The following is a 21543-nucleotide window of genomic DNA, read 5'->3' as shown; positions in this document are numbered from 1 at the left end:
CTCCGGGTCCGGCCTCATGATGTAGCGCCTGTCATCGCAGCGATGCGGAGGCAGGCACAACGAATATTTGTCCGTCTGTTTGTAAAGACGCTTCTCGGCTACGTCCGGTTCCCCGGATTTCGCAGGAATTCCAATTCCTGTTCCAGCCGTTTTCGGCCACGGGCGCAGCGACTTTTGATCGTCCCCTCGGCGACGCCCAGCAACTGCGCCGCTTCCGCTACGGTATACCCTTCCATGTCGATCGCAACCAGCGCTGCTCGCTGATCGGGCGGCAGCGTGAACAGGGCCGCGGCAACGACCATTTTCACCTCGCGCTGCGCGATGTCGTCGCGTTCCATTGCGGGTTCTGCCACCGATTCGTCCGACAGTGACGTCGCGGGACGGGATTTGTTGCGCCGCATACGATCCAGGCATGCGTTGACCACGATGCGATGCAGCCAGCTGCGTACCTCCGCATCCCCGCGGAAGGTGGCGGCATTGCGATGCGCGGACAGCAGCGCGTCCTGCAGCGAATCGGCGGCATCCTCCGGAGTTCGGCAGGTGCGCAGTGCCAATTGCCAGAGCCGGCTGTAATGGCGGCGGAACAGAATGCCGAAAGCGTCGCGGTCTCCGGCGACATGGGCGGAAAGCAATTCGAAATCGGTGGTTTCGTCCGGATCGATCGAGCGACGACGAACAGCAGACGACTCCGGTGTCCCCCCACTGGCGATCGCTTCGAACGACACACAAACCCCTTGGACAGCGCTCACGGCGGCGCGAAGTCCTACACCGGACCGGCCGCAAATTCCGCATCATCCAGGACCGAGACACCAGATCCCAGGAAGCTCCCCTGCTGAGAGCGCGCTGTGAATCATAACGTTTATTACGAATCGGTAGCAACCAGAGCGAGGTGTTATCACGGGCCGGAACAACCGCCGGCCGCGACGGCAGCAATCAGGAAGCTGCCTCGAAGTGAATGTCGCCGATCGACGACTGGAACTGGCCGCCGTTGTTGGCCAGCTGGGTGATCCAGATCAGGATGTAGCGGGCCGGCTGGTCGGACTGCACCGGGATCGTGGTGGTGCCGTCGGCCAGGGTGGCCTGGCCGACGAGCTGGGTCTGATCCAGGGTGGGAACCGCGGTGGGCGAGGTACGCACCTCGACCACCGTGCCCGGCGACGCGGAATCGATGACGACCTTGCTCACCTTGCTGGGCCCGGGCAGCGTCGCGAGCACCCCGATCCCCTTCTTCAAGGCCGGGAACTGCTGGAAGTACTGATCGGTGTGCCAGGTGGTGGTCGGATTGCCGTCCAGCAGGGCCGACACGTTGCCGGGACTGTCCGGGGTCCCCTCCGGGGAGTACACCGAGACGCCCGTCGCCTGCAGCGGAAGTCCGGCGGCCGTGGTCGGCGCGGGTCCCGCCGACTGCGCGGCCGGCGTCGTCGGTGCGACGCTGGCCGTGGTCAGGCCCAGTTTGCGCTGTTCGTTGAGCGGTTCGTCGGCCGAACCCGGCGCGAAGATACTCAGCAGCCACCAGATGATCACGCCGACGACCAGCGCCGCGAGCACACCCAGAGCGACCAGGATCCACAGCATGCGCTGCGACCGCTCGCGCTCGGCGGCGAGCAGTTCCGGATCGGCGAGGCTTTCGTCCGGATTCGCGACCGCGCGCTGGCCCAGGCGCAGGACCGGGATGAAGTCGGTCTTCTGGTCGACGACCGAGGCCTGCTCGAGCACGTGTTGTACGGTCGCCGCCGTACGCACGCCCTTATCGGCCTCGAGCGAACGGACGGCCACCGCGGAGATCTCGAACGGCACTTCGGGGCGAATCTGGCGCGGTTCCACCGGAGAGCCGTCGCTTCCGAAATCGGCCAGCTTCAGCCCGCCGACGGTCGCCGCCGAACCGGTGACACCGCCGGTGCGGATCGGCCAGCGGGCGGTGATCAACGCGTAGAGCATCGCGCCGAGGCCGCGCACATCCGATTGCGCGTCGGAATCGGCCAAGGTGCCCGGGAAGGCCAGCACCGCATCGCCGGACGCGCTGATGCGTACCCGGTCCGGATGGTCGATCGAGAGCGATCCGCCGCCCCGATGGGCCAGTTCGGCCGCCGCGGCCAGGGCGCGGATGGCCCGCGCCGCGCCGATCGGCGAGGGCTGGGTCTCGGCCATCTCCCGCAGCGAACGGCCGGGAGTCCACTCCGCGACCACGATGCCGCCGGAACTTCCGCGCACCACGTCGAGCACGCGGGCCAGGCCGGACGAGTTGATCCGGCCCAGGCGCAACGTGCGCGAGAGGATGGCCTGCGGGCCGTCGTGGCCGGGATTGTCGGCGGCCTTCTGATCGGCATCGACGAAGGTGAGCGCGACCTCGCGGTCCAGTTTCACATCCAAGGCCTGCCAGAACCGCAATCCGCGCGCGCCGCCGTGGTCGGCGAGCAGCCGATAGCGGCCACCCGCCACGGAGGCGCCCGGAATCAGTTTGGGACCGCGCGGCACCCGCCGGGCCGGTGGTTCCACCCGCATCGGGGGCATCTCCGGCGAACCGACCGGCAGCATGCCGGTGTCGTAGGCCGGATCCCGCGGCGGCACCGCCGCGGGCGGCACTGCTTCCGCGCCGTTGCCGCCCACCGCGTCCGCGGCGTTCGGCGCGTCGGGGGCATCCCCGTGCACACCGGCCTCGGCGTCGGGCGCCGCAGCGGCGTTCGACGCTTCCGTATGGTCGGATGCGGAGTCCCGAGTGCGGTCGGCCGGCGGAACACTCCCGGGTGGGACGTCGTCGGTGCGCACTGCGCCTGCCGCGTCGGCAGCCTCGGCGGAAGGCTGGCCCTCCGCCGCGTCGTCGCTCACCCTCGCTCCTCCTTCGCCCTGATATGTCGAAGTTTGTGGCGCCGGTGCAGCACCGGCATTTGCGTTTCTCTGCCGAACAGGGTACGGGAACTCGCCCTGACCGGTGCGGTCAACCGCACCAGGACGGATTACCGGCAACACCATCGTCTGGGCGTCGGTATACGGGTCGTAGCGGTAGTAGTACGGAGCTGCGAGATCCGGGCGCGGCAGCACCATCGTGTCGTGCATATCGGCCGCGGTGTCGTCCAAGCCGAGGTCGGGCGCCGGCGGCGTGAAGCCCAGGCGGCGCGACACCGCGACCGTGAGCGCGACGATCTCCGGCACTCCGGCGAGGCGCATCAGGCCGAATGCGACGCCGAACATGACGATCGCGTCCAGGCCGACCCGGAGGACCGAGGCGAGGCCGCCGTCGAGTCGTGAAAGGCCCAGCACCTGATCCATGATCAGCGTCACCGCCGCGCCGGCCACCGAGGCCAGCACGACCCGGGTGACGGTGCGGCCGACGTTGGCCATGCGCAGGTCGCCGAGACTGCGGTGCAACAGCCAGCCGCCGATCACCGCGCCGGTCACGAAGCCCAGGCCGTTGGCCACGCCCAGGGCGATGACCACGTGATCGTCACTGAAGAACACCGGCGTGAGCAGCGACAACACGATCTTGACGCCGGTGATGCCGAGGATGATCCAAGTGGGCGTCCAGGCCTGTTCCCGCGCGTAGAACACCCGCAGATGAATCAGCACCAGCGCGTACGGAATCAGCGTGAACGCCGACCAGGAGACCGCTTCGCCCAGACGACCCGCATCCGAACTACCGAAATGGCCGTATCCGTACAGCGCCTGGCCGATCTGCGGACCCGCGATGGTGAGAAAGGTGACCACCGGGACCAGCGAAATCATGGTCAGACGGGTGGCGACGCCGAGGTCGTCGACGACCGCCGGATTGTCGTCGGCGGCGGCATTGCGGCTCAGCCGCGGCATGATCGCGGTCAGCAGGGTCACGCCGAGCACGCCGTACGGCAGCTGAAGCAGCAGCCAGGCGTTCTGATAGATGGTCGGGCCCGCGACATCGGCGTGCGAGGAGACCCGGGTGGCGATGGTCCAGCCGATCTGGCTGATGAACACGTACAGGATGATGGCCGCGCCCATTCCGGCGAACTGCTTGAGCCGGGCGTCCACCCCCCACAGCGGGCGCAGATCGATCCCCAGCCGCCGGATGGCCGGCAGCAGGCTCACCATCTGAACGATGACACCGACGGTCACACCGACGCCGAGGACCAGCAGCTTCGGATCGCTCATTCGGACCGGATCGAGGCTGATCTCACCCGGCGTCACCGCGTACAGGGTCAGAATCGCCAGCACGACCACGTTGTTCAGCACCGGCGCCCAGGCGCCGGGTTTGAACACCTGATGTGTGTTCAGGATCGCCATGAGCAGGCCCGACATCCCGTAGAAGAGGATGGCCGGCAGCAGTAGGAAGGCGAGCGCCGTGGTCAGCGCGGTATTCACCTTGCCGTCGTGGGACAGGAAGATGTGGGTGGTCATCACCGGCGCCGCGGCGACGGCGAGGACGGTTCCGATGGCCAGCACCGTGAATGCCGCGGTGACCAAGCGGCGGACGAAGGCGGCGCCGCGGTCGGCGTCCTCTTTCTCCGCGCGGACCAGGGTCGGCACCACGATGGCGGTGAGCACCGCGCCGAGCAGTAGCTCGGAAATCATGGTCGGGATCGTGCTGGAGACCGTGAACGCACTGGCGATGGCCGGGCCGAGCACGGTGACGAGCAGCAGCTGCTTGACGAAGCCGGTGATACGGCTGACCAACGTGGCGACTGCGATGGACCCGGAATCGCGGACCAATCGCGAGGTCGACGACTCTTCCGGTTCCTGCTCGATCACGGCCTGCTGGGCGGTGCGAGGACCTGCCGAATCACCGCGCGCGCGTGTCGGCCGTGGCGTATCGGGGCGCGCCGCAGCCGGACGCTCCGCTGCCGGCCGGCGCCGCGGCTCGGCCGCCTCGGAGGGCGGGATCTGGCGCGGCATCGCCCGCTCCGCGCGGGGCGGGCGAGGGACTCGGTCGACCGGACCGCTCGGCGGGCCCGGCGGATAGGACCGTCGCGGATCCGCACGAGGCACGTCCCGGCGCGGGGTCTCCCGATTCTGAGACTCGCGGTACTCGGGGTCCCGGTACTCGGGGTCCCGGTACCGGGATTCGTGGTCGGAGGGATCGACCGGCGGGCGCGGGCCGCGCTGCGGTGGACGGGGCCGTCCCGGCGGCGGGGTGTCCTGCTGCGGGCGAGCACCGCGATGATCCGTCGGGGGCACTTGACGGAACGGCTCGCTCGGCGGGGCGTTGGGGGGTAGCGGCGGGCGCGGCGCATTCGGCGGCGTCTGGCGGATGGGCGCGCTCGGCGGGCTCTGCCGGCGCGGCGGATTCTGCGGTCCCGGATATCGGGACCCGTCGGGCGGGTTCGGCGGTCCCGGACGGGGCGCTGCTCCCGGCGGAACCTGGCGCGGGACGGCACCTGGTATCGGGCGCATGGGTGCGCTGGGCGGCGTTTGCCGGCGCGGCGGCGGTGTGGGCCGGGCCCCGTTCGGGCCGGGTATCCGGCCGGCCGGGGGTACCTGTGGAATCGGGCCGCTGAGCGGTCGCCGCGGATCGGCCGGATCGGGGCGGGCCTCGTTCGGCAAGCGATGCGGCGGCGCGCCGTTGGGCACGACACCGTTGGCGCCCGAGGGCGGCATCGAGGGATCGGGACTCAGCCGACGCGGTCCACGCTCCCACGGCGCGGCGGGTGCGCGTCGCGGAAACTGCTCGTCGTCGGCCTGATCGGGCACGACGGGGCCGTCGTACTCGGTCACCGGACCTCCGGTCTGCTCGGCATTCGGGCCGGCCCGTGAACCACCCGGTCGGCACGACGAGCCGCTGCGCGATGGTCGCTCACTGTGCCTCGTGACCTGCGGGACACCCGTACCCGGTCGGCACAGTAAGCCGCTGCGCGATTGTTGCTCACTGTGCCTCCTCTTCCTGCAGTACTCGTTTGCGGGCGCGCAGGTATCGGTTCAGCCTGCGTCGTTTTCCGGGGTCCAAACCCTTGTCGGCCGGATCCGGCTGTCCCCGGAAGCGGCGCCACAAGCGGCGACCGGCGAGCAGGAACAGCAGTGCACCGGCACATGCGGTAATTATCGCCAACGCTTGACCGTAAGCGTTCGAACGTACCGAAACCGAGGTGGCGTTGCCGAGAGGCACTCCGGCCGGTGTGGTAAGGGATATCGGAATCACCAGGTTACGGCTGTCGCTCACCTTGGTCGGGATCTGGAACGACCGAGTACCCTCCGCCGGAAGCTGCTGCTCACCGATATCGGTGATATTCGTCTCGGCGGGCGCCCCGATCTTGAACCGGATCCGGATCGCGACCGGCAGATCGTTGCGTGCGACCAGCAGCAACGGGCTCTGCTCCGAGGCCAGCGTGTAGACCCCGCCCGGCGGCAGCACACTCACCGAGGAGAACAAACCGTCCATGGTCCGGGTGGTCTGTTCGAGTCGTCGTTGCGCGACGGTATCGGCTTGCGAATCGGTGCCGGTGCGATCCGAGAGCGTCAGCACCCGGATCAGATCGTCGCGCAGCGGCGTGAGGAACGTCCGCGGCGTCGGCTCCTGCTGAGGGATCTCCACCAGGGCGCTCATCAGATCGTCGATCCGATGTTCCTGCTGCCCGACCGGCGCGACGAATTGGTCCGGCACCGCCTGCGCCACCGCATCACCGGAGTAGTCCAGGTCGTACGGGCGCGGATCGACCGGCTGGGCCAGCAGATCGGCGAACGAACGCGGTGTGGCCAAACCGCTGCGGAACATCAGCTCCAGATGCGAGAGCAACGCTCCCGCCTCGTCGCGGTCGGCGCCCCACTGTTGCGGCGGCATCAGCAGGGTCGCCCGGGGGCGGGTCTCGGTCGTATTCAGCACCGGCCAGGTCAGCGCGCCCAGTGCGTCCTGCAGTCGAGCGGTGCGGGAGTCGTTGGTGACCGCGTAACGCACCCGGTCGGGAGTGAACGCCGGAGTCGGCGGATTCGATCCGACCGCGGCCAGCGCGGTCGCCGACCACATGTCGAAGGTGGCGACCTTCAACCCGGAATCGGGCGCCGGCGGCGTGAGTTCGGGTTTGGCCGGCGCGGCGGCCGGCAGGCGAACCATCTCCGGCACCACCGGTGCGATATCCGCGGCGACGGAGGCGGTACTGCGCACCGTCGCCTCGCCGCGCCCGGAACCCGTTGCGGCGCTGACGGAACCGCTCTCGGCCACGGCATTTCCCGAGAGAACGGCGGTCGTGAAACCGCGCTCGGTCAGCATGGCCGCGGCATCGGCTCCGATGGCTCCGGAGGCGGGCAGGCTCACACCGCGCACGGATTTGACCGACAGCAGCGAATCGACGATATCCGCGGGTGCGGTGATCGCGCGGGCGACCAGATCGGCATCGTGTACGCCGGCCAACGCGGTCGGGTCGACCTGCGCGAACGGCAGCGCCACCGTGCACATCGTCGGCGCCAGCGCACGTAGCCGGTCGAGCCAGGTCCGCGCGGCCTGCGGTCCGGTTCCGTCGCGCGTCGGCCCGTCCGGATCCGACGGCGAGGCCAGCACCCGGTATCCCTCGGTCATCCTCGACACGGTGAGCAGCAGATCCGGGTCCACGGCCAGGCACAGCGATCCGGCCAGCCCGGCGCCCGAGCGGCCGGAATCGTGCGAGGGGTCGGGCCGCAGCGCCGACTCCAGCGCCGAGAGCAGCTGATCCAAGCGGCCACCCGCGGCGAGTTCGCCGGCCAGTTCGTCGTCGGTGAGCAGCGCCTTGCCGTCCACCGACCCGGGAATGCCCGCGACCATGCGGGGCCGGTCGGCCAGGGGCCACAGCATGGTGGTGGCCACCGGCGGCTGCGGTGCGGCCGGAACCGGCTGTGCGCCCTCCGCGGCGGCATCGGAGCCGTTCGGCAGGGCGGGCAGGCCGAGCACCGGCAGCAGGAACCGCGCATCGTCGAGATGTGCCTGATTGCCGTAGGCCGGTTCGCCGTTCACATTCAGCAGCAGCGGATACACGCCTGGTTCGGTGATGCCGAGCGAGTCGGTGACCGGCGGATTGGCGGCCGCGTTGGACATGCCCTCGCGCACCCCGATCCGCAGGGTGAACTGTTTGCGCTGCCCGGGCCCCAGCTGATCGGCGACGTCCTGGAATTGTGCGCTGACCGGAAAATTCGATTGATCCTGACGCAGCGTGGACCGCAATTCGCTGGGTTCGGCGATGGCCGCCCCGCGCTGCACCCGCACGCTGACGTCGTCCACCACGCGATCGCCGATGTTGGTCACCGTGCCGGTCAGCGCGAGGACGGAATCGCTGGTGGTGGTGATCGTGCTCGGCGACACCGAATCGAGCGTGAGCTTGAGGAATTTCGGCGCGGCGGTCGAACCTCCCGACCCGGAGGGCTGCGCATGGCTCGACCCGGCCGACGGCACGCTCAATACGGCGAGCGCCAGCGAGACGAGCAGTAGCACCCAGCGGTGCCCACTGCGACTCGCACGCGTCATTGTCTGCCGCTCTCCATCCGATCTATCAGCCGATTCGCGACCTCGGCCAGACGCCGCTCGTCGGCGTAGGCGAGCCGGGAATCGAGTTCGCTCAACGGCACCCAGGCCACCTTGGTGACCTCGACGTCGGCATCGGAGAGCTCACCCCCCAACGACCGCATCAAGTAATGGTGCACGGTCTTGTGTACCCGACGGCCTTCGGTGACGAACCAGTAGTCGATGCTTCCCAGCTCCGCGACCACCCGGCCGTTGATACCGGTTTCCTCGGCGACCTCCCGGACGGCGGTCTGTTCGGCCGTCTCCCCCTCCTCGATGTGGCCCTTCGGCAGCGACCACAGCAGCCGGCCGCGGCGGTCGGTGCGCCCGATGAGCGCGGCGCAGCGCTGTTCGGCGGGGCCGTCGAGTCCGTCGACGACCAATCCGCCCGCGGAGGTTTCCCGGACGGTGCGCATGCGAGGTTTCGCCGCATTACCGGCCGAACCGCGGCGCCGGGGCTGGCGGCGTCGACTGTTCGCGCGATCGGCCGGAGACACCGGGTCAGTCTAGCCGCGCCGGATCGATGCACTGAACGTGTTCGATGCCGAGTGTCATGCCGCGCCGCGGTGGTGTCGTCCGGCCGGTCCGGGCGGGTACCGGCGGGTGCGTACCAACTAAGCTGCGTTTGGCGTGGTTTCGCCGAAGTCCGTTGACGCAGAAGTGGAGGACGGCACACAAGTGAAAGGAAGGGCCGTGTCCGACCCCGACCATGATCGCCGGACGCGATTGCTTGCCGCGGCGGCGATCACCCTGGGCCGGCTCTCGGATGTGCTGATTCCGCTGGGCGGCCTGTTCGCCGCGCGCGGGCACGAGCTGTACCTGGTCGGCGGTAGCGTGCGCGATGCGGTGCTGGGCCGGCTCGGCACCGATCTGGACTTCACCACCGACGCGCGGCCCGAGGTCGTGCAGGAGATCGTGCGTGGCTGGGCCGACAACCTGTGGGACACCGGCGGTTTGGCGTTCGGCACGGTGAGCGCGTCGAAATCGGGCTGGCAGCTGGAGATCACCACCTTCCGCAGCGACAGCTACGACCGCGTGTCCCGCAACCCGGAGGTGACCTTCGGCGACAACCTCGAGGGCGATCTGGTTCGCCGCGACTTCACGGTCAACGCCATGGCCGTGCGCATCGGCGGGGCCGGTGAGCTGGAATTCGTCGATCCGCTCGACGGCATGGACGCGCTGCTGGCCGGAGTGCTGGATACGCCTGCGGCGCCGGAGGATTCGTTCAACGACGATCCGCTGCGCATGCTGCGCGCCGCCCGCTTCGTCTCCCAGCTCGGCTTCGAGGTGGCGCCGCGGGTGCGAGTGGCGATCGCGCTGATGGCCGACGAGATCCGCCGCATCACCGCCGAGCGGGTCCGTACCGAACTGGACAAGCTGATCGCGGGTGAACATCCGACCGACGGCATCGACATCATGTGCGAGACCGGGCTGGCCGAACGCGTGCTGCCCGAGGTCCCGGCGATGAAACTGGAGATCGACGAACACCATCAGCACAAGGACGTCTACCAGCATTCGCTGACCGTGCTGCGCCAGGCCATAGACCAGGAGCAGGGCGATCCGGATCTGGTGCTGCGCTGGGCCGCGCTGCTGCATGACATAGGTAAACCGCCGACCAAGCGCAACGAGCCCGGTGGCGGCGTCAGCTTCCATCACCACGAGGTCGTCGGCGCGAAGATGGTGCGAAAGCGCATGCGCGCCTTGAAATATCCGAAGCAGTTCACCGAGGACGTGGCGCGGCTGGTGTATCTGCACCTGCGGTTCCACGGCTACGGCAAGGGCCAGTGGACCGACTCGGCGGTGCGCCGCTACGTCACCGATGCCGACGACCTGCTGCCGCGGCTGCACAAATTGGTGCGCGCCGATTGCACCACCCGCAACAAGCGCCGCGCCGCACTGCTGCGCTCGACCTACGACGACCTGGAAGCCCGGATCGAGCGCCTGCAGCAGGAGGAGGATCTGCAGCGGGTGCGCCCGGATCTGGACGGCAACGCGATCATGGAACTGCTCGGCCTGGAGCCGGGGCCGCAGGTCGGCCGTGCCTGGCGCTATCTGAAGGAACTGCGGCTGGATCGCGGCCCGCTCACTCGCGACGAGGCCGAGGCCGCGCTGCTCGAATGGTGGAACGCCGGCGGACAATAGCGTCCGGAATCGGCGGACCGAAACGCCTCAGAACACGATCAGCGTCGTGCCGGCGACGATCGCCGCCCGCATCTGCCCGAGGTCGAACGAGCCGGTGATCTGCGGCAGTTCGAGCCGGAAATGCACCCGGTCGCCCTGCCGGTCGGCCCGCACGATGCGGACGTCGTTGGGCAGGTCCGAGAGGGTGACCGGCGCCACCGTCACCCAGCGCCGCGGCACCCGGACGCCCGACCAGGCGGCCTGATGGACCGCGATCGTGACGAGGTTGTCACTGATCGCGGCGTCGACCAGCGCCTGGAATTTCCGGGTGCGATGACGCGCGCTGATCAGTCCGCTCGGATGCACCTCGAACCGCCAGTCCAGCCGCTTCTCGTTGAGCCACTCGACCAGGGCCACGGTCGTCACGGTGCCGGTGACGTCGAGTCCCGCGGTGCGCACCTTCGTCGGGACGCCCGGGATCAGCCGCACCCCGTGCGCGATCACCGTCATCTCCTCGATCGGATGCCCGTTCCAGCGCAGCTCGGTCAGCACCGTTTTGGTCTGGAAGTGGGCGCCGCGGCGGCGCACCTTGAGGGTTTGCAGAATCGCGGTCAGATCGTGTCCGAGCAGGGTCGCGGTGACCTCCCGGCCGCCGAAGCGACTCAGAATCCCCTCGCTGAGCAGCGTCATCAGCACATCCGGCATGAGTGCGGTGACGGTACCCGCGCCGAGATCCGCCACCGGGTCGAGCCAGGCGGTGGTGAAAGCCGTCCACTGATCCAGCAACTCCGGGTCGAACAGCCGCCGGCCGAGGTCTACTGCACGCGACGGCGACCAGGATTTGGGATCGAAATAGGTGGCCATGATTGATTCGAGAGTACTGGCCGCCGGTGAATACGCCAGGGGCTGTGGATGACATTTCCCGATCGGGCGGCGGCGCGGACCTACGGATCGGCGGGTTCCGGGTCGTTCAGCGTCGCGTGCATCAGGTAGACGTTGTAGCTGTCCCAGGCCGACATCGTGAAGTAGAGGTCCTTACCCGTCGACCAGGGGTGGATGAATCCGCCGTAGGCCTTCGGGTAGTCGTTCGTATCGGCCAGCAGCGTGCCGTCGGTCCAGGTCCCCTGCGGTTCGGTCGCGGTGCGCAGCACGATCGCATGCCGAGCCGGGTCCAGGTACACCATCTGCCACTGTTTGCTCGACTCGTCGTAGCGCACCGACAGTTCGCCCGCGATGCCGGGTATGAGCGGCGTCGCGCGGTTCTCCTGCGCCGGCGCCCAGGTCCCGTCGACCCAGTACTGATACGCGGACTTGTTCAGTACCTCTTGCTTCGGCACCCGAGCCAGGCCGATCATGCCGATGCGGCCGTTGGGCGTGCCGAACATGTAGACGTAGTCGCCGTGCGGCACCATCGTCGTGACCTGGAAGCGATCGATGCCGAACATGTTGTCCCACTTGGTGTACTGATCCTTGACCCAGGTGCTGCCGCCGTCGTCGGAATAGGCCAGACCACCGTTGTTGGTCCACCACATCCCCGGAATCTTGCTCCAGTGATTGACCGACATGTAGCTCATGTACTGCCGGTCGCCGAGCGCGAATCCGGAGGTCGGGATCACGGTGGTCTCGAAGTTCTTGATCTTGCGGCTGTTCAGCAGTTCGGCGGCGTGGCAGCGGCTGTCCTGCACCATGTCGTCGATGATCAGGCCCTTGGACAGGTCCCGTTCGGAGCTGAAGCCGAGCACGTTCGACCGCCAGTCCGGTCCGCCGACCTGGCCGTACTCCCAGCCCTTGCCGAAGGTGTCGCCGAACACCACCGCGACCTGGCCGGGCTTGGTCTCCCACATGATGCCGAGGTCGGTCCCGTCGACCTGCCAGCGCATATCGGTGCGGTTGACCGAGCCGTGGCCGGTCACCTGATTGACCAGCTTCACGTTCTCGACCGTGCGCGGTGCGGGTGCTTCGACGACCGCGCCCGGGTCGATCGACGGGTGCACCGGACGCGGCGGGGTCTCCGGTGCGGGCGGCTCGCCCCCGGGAATCGGGATCGGGATCGGTTCGGGTTCCGGATTGATATTGATGTTCGGCAGATTGAACGGACCGGAATTCGACCCCGAGCCCGTGCCGGAGCCGGACCCGGAACCGGTGCCCGAGCCGTTGTTCGAGCCACCGTTCGAGCCACCGTTCGAGCCGGATGCCGAACCGGAGTCGGGTGCGGGCTCGCCCGGCGCGGAAGGGTCCTCGGCCGGCGGTGGTTTCGGCGTATCGCGAATATCCGGGCACGGGTTGCGGCACGGGTCCGCGGGCAGAGGCTGCGGCACGATGCGGGTGTTGTCCGGTCGCGGGCCCGGCACCGGCACGGGCACGATCTCGGGCACCGGCACCGGAATGTCGATTCGCGGCGGAAGGATCGGCGGCGCGGGCGCATTCGGATCGGGCTGGCGGGCCAGCGGATCGAATCCCGTTTCGCCGCAGGCATTCTTCGGCGGTGGCGCCCACGGCGCGAGTTCGGCCGAGGCCGGGACGGGGGCGACCGTGCCGAACAACAGCAGTCCGGTGACCGCGGGCGTGAAAATCGCCGAGGCGCAGCGCTTTCCGTTGCGGGTGGAGCCGCGCGCCGCCGCCGGTCTACCGGCAGCCGCTCTCCCCGTCGCGTTGTTCCCGAACACCGCACTCCTCGACTACCACTCGCACCGCTGGTGACATGCACTGTCAGTCACCGCATCAGCTGGGACCGAGCACAGCGGCTAACAATCTAACCGATCACTCGGGATGCGTCTGCGAACGTCCGGAACCGCGTGGCGCAGGCCGGCGACTGTTGACCGCGATCGCCGCGATACCCAGCGCATACAGTCCGGCGCCGGCCGCCACCACGCCGAGAGAACGGCCGTCGGCGGGAATGATCAGGGCCGTCACCGCGACGGCGACCACGAACGTGATGTTGAAAATCGTGTCCTGCAGGGCGAATACCTGTCCGCGCCGGGCGTCGTCGACATCGATCTGCAGGGTGGCGTCGCCGGTCAGTTTCACCATCTGCCCGGCCAGGCCGAGCAGGAACGCGCCCACCAGCAACAGTTGATGGGCACGGTGTTCGGCCGCACCGGTGGCGACGGTGATCGGCGGGACCAGTGTCGCCTGCACCAGCAGCGCCGCCGACAGACCGGCGACCACCGTGCGCGGGCGCCCGAGCCGCGGAATCAGCAGCGGCGTCAGTACCGCGGCGGCCAGCATGCCCGCGGCGACCGCGGTGATCGCGACCCCGAAGCCGACCAGTCCCGAACCGGCCGAGATCCCGGATTCGTTGGGACGACGCAAAACCAGCACCATGAGCAGGGTGTTCGCACCGAAGACGATGCGGTGGGTGCCGACGCCGATCATCGCGGTGGTGCAATCCCGTGATTCGGCGACCGCCCGGGCACCGGTGCGCAGACCGGTCAGCACGGCCCGCACGGATTCGGCGGCCGCACTGCGCCCGGGTGTTTCTATGCGATGTTCGGGTCCGAGTCGGTGTCGCGCGAAACCGATCGCCGCCACGGCCGAGATCACCGACCCGCAGGCACTGGCCGCCACCGCCACCGCGCTCGCGACATCGCCCGCTCCTATCGCGCCGATGATCGCCACCGCGACCGCGGCTCCCGCACCGGCGCATCCCGATGCCACCGTCGCCAGGACCGAATTCATCGGCACCAGCCAGCGCTGTTCCAGCACCCGGGGCAGCGACGCCGAGATGCCGGCCAGGACGAAGCGGCTGATCCCGACCACCGCCAGCGCCAGCAGCAACAGCGGCGTATCCCGGATTCCGGCCCACAGTCCGACGGCGGTCACCACGATCAGCACCGCGCGCAGCGCATTGGCGACCAACAGCACCATCCGGCGGTCCCAGCGGTCCAGCATCGCTCCGGCATACGGCCCGATCACCGAATACGGCAGCAGCAGCACCGCGAACCCGCCCGCGATCGCCAGCGGATCCGTGGCACGTTCGGGATTGAACAGAATCGCTCCCGACAGTGCGGCCTGAAACATTCCGTCGCCGAACTGTCCGGAGAACCGGATCAGCGCCAGCCGCGGCATTCCGGGCCGGCGGACGGCGGCGGCCACGGCGGCCCGCCGCGCAGCGTCGGGTCGCATTTCGGTTCACCTCCGGATCAATGTGCGGGGCCGGTGCACAGCCACGGTAGAATCTACCCGGCGGCCTCGACAGCAGCTCGAGAGGAGGACCCCCGTTGTCCACACTCACGACACCACACATCGATGTTCATCGCGCCGGCGATCGCATGAAAACCCGTGTGGCATGGCTGGATTCGAAGCATTCGTTCTCGTTCGGCGAGCATTACGATCCGGAGAACACCCATCACGGGCTGCTGCTGGTGAACAACGAGGACATCGTGTTGCCGGGTGAGGGATTCGAAACTCATCCGCATCGCGATATGGAAATTGTCACCTGGGTTCTGAACGGTTCTCTGGTGCATCAGGATTCGCTGGGACATGCCGGTGTCATCTATCCCGGATTGGCGCAGCGAATGAGTGCGGGAACCGGAATTCTGCATTCGGAAAAGAATGATTCGTGGCGACTCCCCCCCGAACAGGGCGGCACGTCGCCGCATTCCGAACCGGTTCATTTCGTGCAGATGTGGGTAGTACCGGACGAGCCGGGAATTACTCCGGGATATCAGCAACTGGAAATCAACGACGAACTGGACCGCGGCGGCCTGATCACGGTCGCCACGGGGATGCCGCGCTACCGCGATCGAACCGCGATCGCGATCAGCAGCAGCCATTCCGCCCTGCACGTCGGGCGCATGCCCGGCGCGGCGGGAACCGGTGCGGGGCAGGCGATCACCCTGCCCGAGGCGCCCTACCTGCATGTCTTCGTCGCCCGCGGCGAGGTGGAGATGGAGGGGGTCGGAACCCTCTACGAGGGCGACGCGGTGCGGATGACGCGCAGTGGCGGGCAGCGCATCGTCGCCGAAGTTCCGGCGGAAGTCCTGGTGTGGGAAATGCACGCACGTCTCGGCGGCCAATAGAGTCGGCAGACGCGGCCGTCGAGGGCCCGTGCGTCCGAGGAGAGGACAGCGATGACCGAGAATCCACCGCCCGGGAACTTTCCCCCGCCGGAACCGTATCCGCAGTCGGGCGGCGAACAACCCGGACGCTCGGGCGAGTACCCCGGTCGTTCCGGCGAGTATCCCGGCCACTCCGGCGAGTATCCCCAGCAACCGGGGCAGTACCCACAACAACCCGGCCAGTACGGCCAGCAGCCGGGGCAGTACGGCCAGCAGCCGGGACAGTATCCGGGCGGATATCCCCCGCCGCCGGCCGGCGGCTACCCCGGCCCGCCGGGACAGGGCACGTGGGAGCAGCCCAAGGGCAAGGGGCTGGCCATCACGGCGCTGGTCCTCGGCATCATCGCCCTGCTGACCTGCTGGACAGTGGTGGGCGGAATCCTGTTCGGCCTGGTCGCCCTGATCTTCGGCATCATCGCGACGGTCAAGGCGCGGCGCGGAACCGCGGCCGGGGGTGGTATGGCGATGGCCGGCCTGGTCCTGGGCCTGCTCGGGCTCATCGCCGGAATCGTGATCGCCGCGATCGGGGTCAACTTCTTCGTCAACAACGGCGGCAAGGATTTCCTCGACTGCGTGAACAAGGCCAACGGCGATCAGTCGAAGATCGATCAGTGCCAACGTGATTGGAATCAGACGCTGGAGAACAAGTACAGCGTGACGCTGAGCCCGCGGCCGACCTCCTGATCGGCCGGATCAGTACGGGTCCGGCCGGCACTGGCGGGTTGCGGTGAGCACCTCGGCCAGTTCCGGCCGGTAGTCGCTGTGCGGCGAATCGATCCACACCCGGTATCCGGTGCGTTCGTCGGCGGGTGAGGGCAGCACGATGGTGGTGCCCGGGGCCACCAGTGCGGCGCAGCGATGGAACATATCGGAAGCGATCGCGGCGTCGGTGGCCGATTCGTCGACGTGTCCGGTGAGAAACGTCCAGCGTGCCGATCGCGGATGTCCGATGATCGGCCCGCGATGTCCACGCACGGTGAGGTATTCGCGAATGGGGGCTCCGAGGGCGGCCGGCACGGTGATCGCGCCGACCGGGCCTATTTCCAACAGGATGCGACCTCGTACCGGTTCGACGATCCCGTAGAGCCCGTTCTCTTTGCGGTAGCGACGACAGCGGACCAGCGCTTCCTGGGTGACAGCGCGCGGCGCGGTGGTGATGGTGGTGATATTCGGTTCGATCGCGCCGGCCATCGGGTCGCGCGTGCTCATGGCGAACCTCGTCTCGTCGTCGAGTGCAGTGCCACCGATACGCAGACCGTATCGCCGTACAGTTGAAATGACAATAGTCACGGGCGTGTCGCGGCGGCCGGCGTAGCATCTGCCCGCATGGCCCCTCCCTCGCCAGTGGTCGCTCGGTGGGAATTGGTCCTTCGCCTGCGCGAACTTCGCGAACAACGTGGCTTCGATTCCGCCGGCTTCGCCCGCGCGGTCGGCTTCACCCCGGCTAATTGGTCGCATGTCGAGAAGGGCCGCCGGGTGCTGACCGCCAACACCATCGGCCCGGTGCTGGATCTGCTCGCGGTCGGCGAACAGGAACGCGCGGAACTGCTCGCCTTGCTGTCCGCCGGGCGAGAGCGCGGCTGGTGGACGCGATCGGGTCTGATCGGGCCGGAACTACAGCGCTACTACGGGATGGAATACGGCGCAGACCGTATCCGCAGTTACGACAGCCTCGTGATTCCGGGCCTGCTGCAGACCGAGGCGTATGCGCGGGCGCTGATCGCCGCGGATGTGATGATCCGCCCGGCGCAGATCGAACAGCTGGTCGCGATGCGGATGCGGCGCCGCAAGCGGTTGCACGGACACGACCCGGTCGCGCTCACCGCAGTGGTCGGCGAGGCGACGCTGTTGCAGCAGGTCGGCGGGCAGGCCGTGCTGTGCGCGCAGCTGGAGTATCTGGCCGGGCTGTTGCGCACCAGGCCGAACGTGGACATCCGGGTCATCCCGTTCGCGGCTCCCGACGGCGCGATCCTCGGCGGGGCGAGTTTTCATCTGCTGGACTTCGCCTCCGAGCACCTGCCTACCTTCGGCTGGGCCGAGAGCGCCGTCTTCGGCGGACCGGTCGACCATCCCGACCAGGTGCACGATCTGGCGTTCGCATTCGTGCGAGCGCTCGATCAATCCCTCACTCGCACAGAGTCATTGGCGCTGATCGAGAAATACGCAGCTGTGTAAACTCCTGCCCATGCCCACCCCCGCGAGGTACCGGCCGGAGATCACGTCCTGGTTCACCTCCACGCGCACCAACAACGGCAATCAGTGTGTCGAGGTGCGGTTCGACGGTGACGCGGTGCTGATCCGCGACAGCAAATACCGCCGCGACCCCGCGAACAGCCCCGAACTCGAGCCGGTGATCACCGTCGGCGCGCCCGCCTGGATGGCATTCCTCCGCACGGTCGTGCACGGTGGCAGCGAGGGTGACCTGCACGTTCGCCCGGCCGCGGACGGCGCCGCGGAACTGGTCCACGGCACCACCGAGCTGTCCTTCACCCCCGGCGAGTGGCAGGCGTTCATGGCCGGCGCGCGTGACGGGGAATTCGACCGCATCCCGGTGGCGACCGCCGCGCAGGGGTGAATGCGGCGGCGGCGCGCCGCCGTCGTCGGCATACTGGAGGTCGTGACTTTCGACGTGACGACTCCCTCGGGCATCGATCTGACCTATCGCGACGACGCTGTGCGGGTGCAGGACGACCTGTTCGCGCACGTCAACGGCAAATGGCTGGACACGTACGACATTCCCGCCGATCGCGCGGTCGACGGAGCGTTCCGTACCCTCTACGACCAGGCCGAACTGGATGTCAAGAAGATCATCCAGGATCTGGCGGCCGGAACCGCGGCCTCGGTGCCGGACGAGGAAGAGGCGCGCAAGATCGCCGATCTCTACAACAGCTTCATGGACGAGGAGGCGGTGGAGGCCGCCGCGCTCACCCCGATCGCCGCGGAATTGGCGGCGGTGCGCGAGGTGAGCGATCGCGCCGAATTCGCCACGCTGCTGGGCCGGCTGCAACGCACCGGTGTGGGCGGGGCGGTCGGCGCCTACGTCGATACCGACGACAAGAATTCGCAGCGCTATCTGATCAACCTGACCCAGTCCGGACTCGGGCTGCCGGACGAATCGTATTACCGCAACGACGATTACGCCGAGATCCGCACCAAATACGTCGAGCACATCCGGCGCATGTTCCAGCTGGCCGCGATCGACTACGACCCGCAGCGCGTCTTCGAACTGGAACGCAAACTGGCCGCCGGACATTGGGACGTGGTGCGCCGCCGCGACGCCGAATTGAGTTACAACCTCACCACTTTCGCCGACCTCGCCGCCGCGAATCCCGAATTCGACTGGGCCGCGTGGACTCACGCGCTGGCCGAGGGCGTCTCGGCCTCGGGACCCGAGTTGTTCGCCGAAGTGATTGTGCGCCAGCCCGATTACGCGCGCACCTTCGCGCAGGTCTGGGCCGCGGAGCCGCTCGAGGACTGGCAGGCGTGGGCGAGCTGGCGGGTGCTGCGGGCGCGAGCGCCGTACCTGACCGCCGCCGTGGTCGAGGAGAGCTTCGACTTCTACGGTCGCACCCTCACCGGCGCCCAGGAGAATCGCGAGCGCTGGAAGCGCGGCGTATCGCTGGTGCAGGATCTGCTCGGCGAAGCGGTGGCGAAAATTTATGTCGCCGAACATTTCCCGCCCGAGGCCAAACAGCGCATGCAGGAGCTGGTGGCGAATCTGATCGAGGCCTACCGCCGCAACATCAGCGAACTGGAGTGGATGAGCCCGCAGACCCGTGAGGCCGCATTGGCCAAGCTGGAGCGCTTCACCCCCAAGATCGGTTACCCCGACACCTGGCGCGACTATTCCGCGGTCCGTGTCGATCCCGCCGATCCGGTGGAGAACTACCGCAGCGGTTACGCCGCCGACCACGACCGCGATCTGAACAAGCTCGGCGGTCCGGTCGATCGTGGCGAATGGTTCATGACGCCGCAGACGGTGAACGCCTACTACAACCCGGGCATGAACGAGATCGTGTTCCCCGCGGCGATTCTGCAACCGCCGTTCTTCGACATGAACGCCGACGACGCCGCCAACTACGGCGGCATCGGTGCCGTGATCGGGCACGAGATCGGCCACGGCTTCGACGATCAGGGCAGTAAATACGACGGCGACGGCAATATGGTCGATTGGTGGACCGAAACCGATCGCTCCGAGTTCGGTAAGCGCACGAAGGCGTTGATCGATCAGTACAACCAGTTCGAACCGAAGGCGCTGCCCGGTCACACCGTCAACGGCGAATTCACCATCGGTGAGAACATCGGCGACCTCGGCGGGCTCTCGATCGCGTTGGAGGCCTACAAGATCGCCCTCGACGGTGCCGAGCCGCCGGTTATCGACGGCCTGACGGGCCTGCAGCGAGTGTTCTTCGGCTGGGCGCAAGTGTGGCGGACCAAGGCGCGCGACGAGGAGGCGATTCGCCGGCTGGCCGTCGACCCGCATTCTCCGCCGGAGTTCCGGTGCAACGGTGTGGTCCGCAATCTGGACGGTTTCCACGAGGCGTTCAGTGTCGAACCGGGTGACACGTTGTATCTGGAACCCACCGAGCGCGTGCGGATCTGGTAGCTAGCGCGGCAGCTTCGGTTCGATCTGCCGGTCGTAGATGGTCTGCAGGCGATCGGTGATATCGGCGAAGGCCGACTTCACATCCCGGTTCTGCAGTCCGATCTGTTCCAGCCCGGTGCCGATGATCTGATCGGCGCCGGGCAGGAACACCCGGGCATAGTCCTGTGAGCGGGTCAGCGGCAGCTGATCGACGGCGGTCGCGAAATTGCGGTTGGCGGCGAGGAATTGCTGTTCCGACGGATCGCGGACCGCCGACTTGCGCACCGGGATGTAGCCGGTGGCCTGCGAAAAGTAGGCGGTGTTCACCGGATTCGTAATGAACTCGACGAAGCGCACGGCATTGGCCTTGCGCTGGTCGGAGATGCGCGACGGAATCGCCAGCCCCGCACCGCCGGTGGTGCATCCCGGCCCGTTCGGATGCGGCAGGAACGCGGTGGCGAAGTCGAGCTTGCCCGCCGCATTGGCGACGATGCCCTTGATGTCGCCGGTGGAGGTGATGGCCGACCCCACCACTCCGGTGCCGAAATCCACGGCCAGCTGGGGGCGGATGGCGGCGTAGCGTTTGCGATTGATCATGTCGCGCAGGAAGTTTCCCGCCTCGGCCGTGCGAGGATCGGAGAACTTCAGTGTCCACCGATCCGAGTAGGCGCCACCGAAGGTCCAGTTCGGTCCCTGAAACGTCCAGGCCAGGTAGTTCTTGGCATCACCCCAGCCGTGCGCCCACTTCCCCGCGCCGATGGCGCGTTGCAGTTCGGGGCCCCATTCGTCGAATTCCTGCCAGCTCTGCGGGCCACGGTCGGGCAGTCCGGCTCGGGCCCACAGGCCGCGGTTGTAGCAGAAGATCTGCGTCGAACGCGCATACGGCAGAGCCCAGAGTTTGTCGTCGAACCGGTAGTCGTCCACGAAGCTGTCGACGTAGTCCGCCAGCGGTACCGCCGCGGCGGCGATGTGTTCGTCGAGCGGTTCGATGGCCTTGTTCAGTGCGTAGTTGAACCACCAGACGTCCGAGAGCACCACGACATCCGGCAGCGCGCCGCCGGTCAGCGCGGCATTGAACTTCTGCGCGACCTCTTCGTAGTTGCGCCCGGCGTCCACCAGCTTCACCGTCAGCTCGGGGTGCTGTGCGTGGAACCGGTTGATCAACTCGGTTTCCTGATTCTTCGAGGTGCCCGGATGGTTCGACCAGAAGATGATCGTGTTCGGGTCGCCGCCGGCTCCGGTGCTGCCGCCCATCCCCGCACACGCTGACAGGGCCGAACCGGTGGCCGCCGAGGCGGCGATGAGAAATCCGCGGCGGGTCAGTGTGCGCGGTCGGGTCACGGCACTCTCCT

The 21543-nt window shown here is 68.0% G+C and carries 15 protein-coding genes; 6 read left to right on the top strand and 9 right to left on the bottom strand.

Features of this window, described 5'->3' with window-relative positions:
* Positions 1-98: 98 nt before the first annotated feature.
* The 4 genes from sigM to ACPCUW_RS08435 all read right to left on the bottom strand — a co-directional run bounded on the left by sigM (position 99) and on the right by ACPCUW_RS08435 (position 8922).
* Positions 99-662: an RNA polymerase sigma factor SigM gene (sigM, locus tag ACPCUW_RS08450; RefSeq protein ID WP_030514058.1), complete on the bottom strand. Its 564-nt coding sequence runs from the start codon at positions 660-662 to the stop codon at positions 99-101.
* A 271-nt stretch (positions 663-933) separates the two neighbouring features.
* Entirely contained in the window at positions 934-4860 is a 3927-nt protein-coding gene (murJ, locus tag ACPCUW_RS08445) for a murein biosynthesis integral membrane protein MurJ (RefSeq protein ID WP_423424216.1), read from the bottom strand.
* A gap of 967 nt (positions 4861-5827) precedes the next feature.
* Complete coding sequence (locus ACPCUW_RS08440) at positions 5828-8389, bottom strand: DUF6049 family protein (RefSeq protein ID WP_423424214.1); 2562 nt, start codon at positions 8387-8389, stop codon at positions 5828-5830.
* The gene (locus tag ACPCUW_RS08435) at positions 8386-8922 is read right to left on the bottom strand and encodes an NUDIX hydrolase (protein ID WP_064923396.1); all 537 of its coding nucleotides are present in this window, start codon (positions 8920-8922) and stop codon (positions 8386-8388) included. Before ACPCUW_RS08435 ends, ACPCUW_RS08440 begins: the two co-directional genes overlap by 4 nt.
* Before the next feature lie 196 nt (positions 8923-9118).
* On the opposite strand from ACPCUW_RS08435, the gene ACPCUW_RS08430 reads away from it, so the two are divergent.
* Positions 9119-10567, top strand: a complete 1449-nt coding sequence (locus ACPCUW_RS08430; protein ID WP_063017413.1) for a CCA tRNA nucleotidyltransferase — start codon at positions 9119-9121, stop codon at positions 10565-10567.
* 27 nt (positions 10568-10594) lie between these two features.
* Here the strand turns inward: ACPCUW_RS08430 and ACPCUW_RS08425 are convergent, their stop codons facing one another.
* From ACPCUW_RS08425 to ACPCUW_RS08415, 3 genes are all read right to left on the bottom strand, one after another.
* Positions 10595-11410 carry a hypothetical protein gene (locus ACPCUW_RS08425; RefSeq protein WP_423424210.1) on the bottom strand — a complete coding sequence of 272 codons (816 nt, stop codon included), beginning with the start codon at positions 11408-11410 and terminating at the stop codon, positions 10595-10597.
* Positions 11411-11490: 80 nt separating this feature from the next.
* A complete protein-coding gene (locus ACPCUW_RS08420) occupies positions 11491-13119 on the bottom strand; it encodes a DUF4185 domain-containing protein (protein ID WP_423424263.1) in 1629 nt (542 codons plus the stop codon).
* A gap of 187 nt (positions 13120-13306) precedes the next feature.
* Positions 13307-14671, bottom strand: coding sequence for a hypothetical protein (locus ACPCUW_RS08415; protein ID WP_423424209.1), 1365 nt, complete (start codon positions 14669-14671; stop codon positions 13307-13309).
* Between the two features lie 95 nt (positions 14672-14766).
* Here ACPCUW_RS08415 and ACPCUW_RS08410 point away from each other — a divergent pair, with 95 nt between their 5' ends.
* Both ACPCUW_RS08410 and ACPCUW_RS08405 read left to right on the top strand, forming a co-directional pair.
* Positions 14767-15567 (top strand): pirin family protein, encoded by an 801-nt coding sequence (locus tag ACPCUW_RS08410; protein WP_423424208.1) that lies wholly within the window; start codon positions 14767-14769, stop codon positions 15565-15567.
* Between the two features lie 51 nt (positions 15568-15618).
* On the top strand, positions 15619-16290 hold the full coding sequence (locus tag ACPCUW_RS08405) for a DUF4190 domain-containing protein (RefSeq protein ID WP_423424207.1): 672 nt from the start codon (positions 15619-15621) through the stop codon (positions 16288-16290).
* A 9-nt stretch (positions 16291-16299) separates the two neighbouring features.
* Here ACPCUW_RS08405 and ACPCUW_RS08400 read toward each other — a convergent pair whose 3' ends face one another.
* On the bottom strand, positions 16300-16815 hold the full coding sequence (locus tag ACPCUW_RS08400; RefSeq protein ID WP_036507404.1) for a hypothetical protein: 516 nt from the start codon (positions 16813-16815) through the stop codon (positions 16300-16302).
* Between the two features lie 117 nt (positions 16816-16932).
* Between ACPCUW_RS08400 and ACPCUW_RS08395 the strand changes: the two genes are divergently transcribed.
* From ACPCUW_RS08395 to ACPCUW_RS08385, 3 genes are read left to right on the top strand one after another with little or no spacing between them, the layout of a single operon-like run.
* Positions 16933-17781, top strand: a complete 849-nt coding sequence (locus tag ACPCUW_RS08395) for a helix-turn-helix domain-containing protein (protein WP_063017384.1) — start codon at positions 16933-16935, stop codon at positions 17779-17781.
* A gap of 10 nt (positions 17782-17791) precedes the next feature.
* Positions 17792-18181: a DUF397 domain-containing protein gene (locus tag ACPCUW_RS08390; RefSeq protein WP_423424206.1), complete on the top strand. Its 390-nt coding sequence runs from the start codon at positions 17792-17794 to the stop codon at positions 18179-18181.
* Entirely contained in the window at positions 18182-20212 is a 2031-nt protein-coding gene (locus tag ACPCUW_RS08385) for a M13 family metallopeptidase (protein ID WP_423424204.1), read from the top strand.
* Here the strand turns inward: ACPCUW_RS08385 and ACPCUW_RS08380 are convergent, their stop codons facing one another.
* Positions 20213-21532, bottom strand: a complete 1320-nt coding sequence (locus tag ACPCUW_RS08380) for an ABC transporter substrate-binding protein (RefSeq protein ID WP_227463101.1) — start codon at positions 21530-21532, stop codon at positions 20213-20215.
* Positions 21533-21543 lie beyond the last annotated feature (11 nt).

The organism is Nocardia sp. AB354, from assembly GCF_049538315.1.
Taxonomy (GTDB): Bacteria; Actinomycetota; Actinomycetes; order Mycobacteriales; family Mycobacteriaceae; genus Nocardia; species Nocardia nova.
Note: the sequence above shows the minus strand (reverse complement) of the source record. Positions and strands in the feature narration are given on the sequence as shown.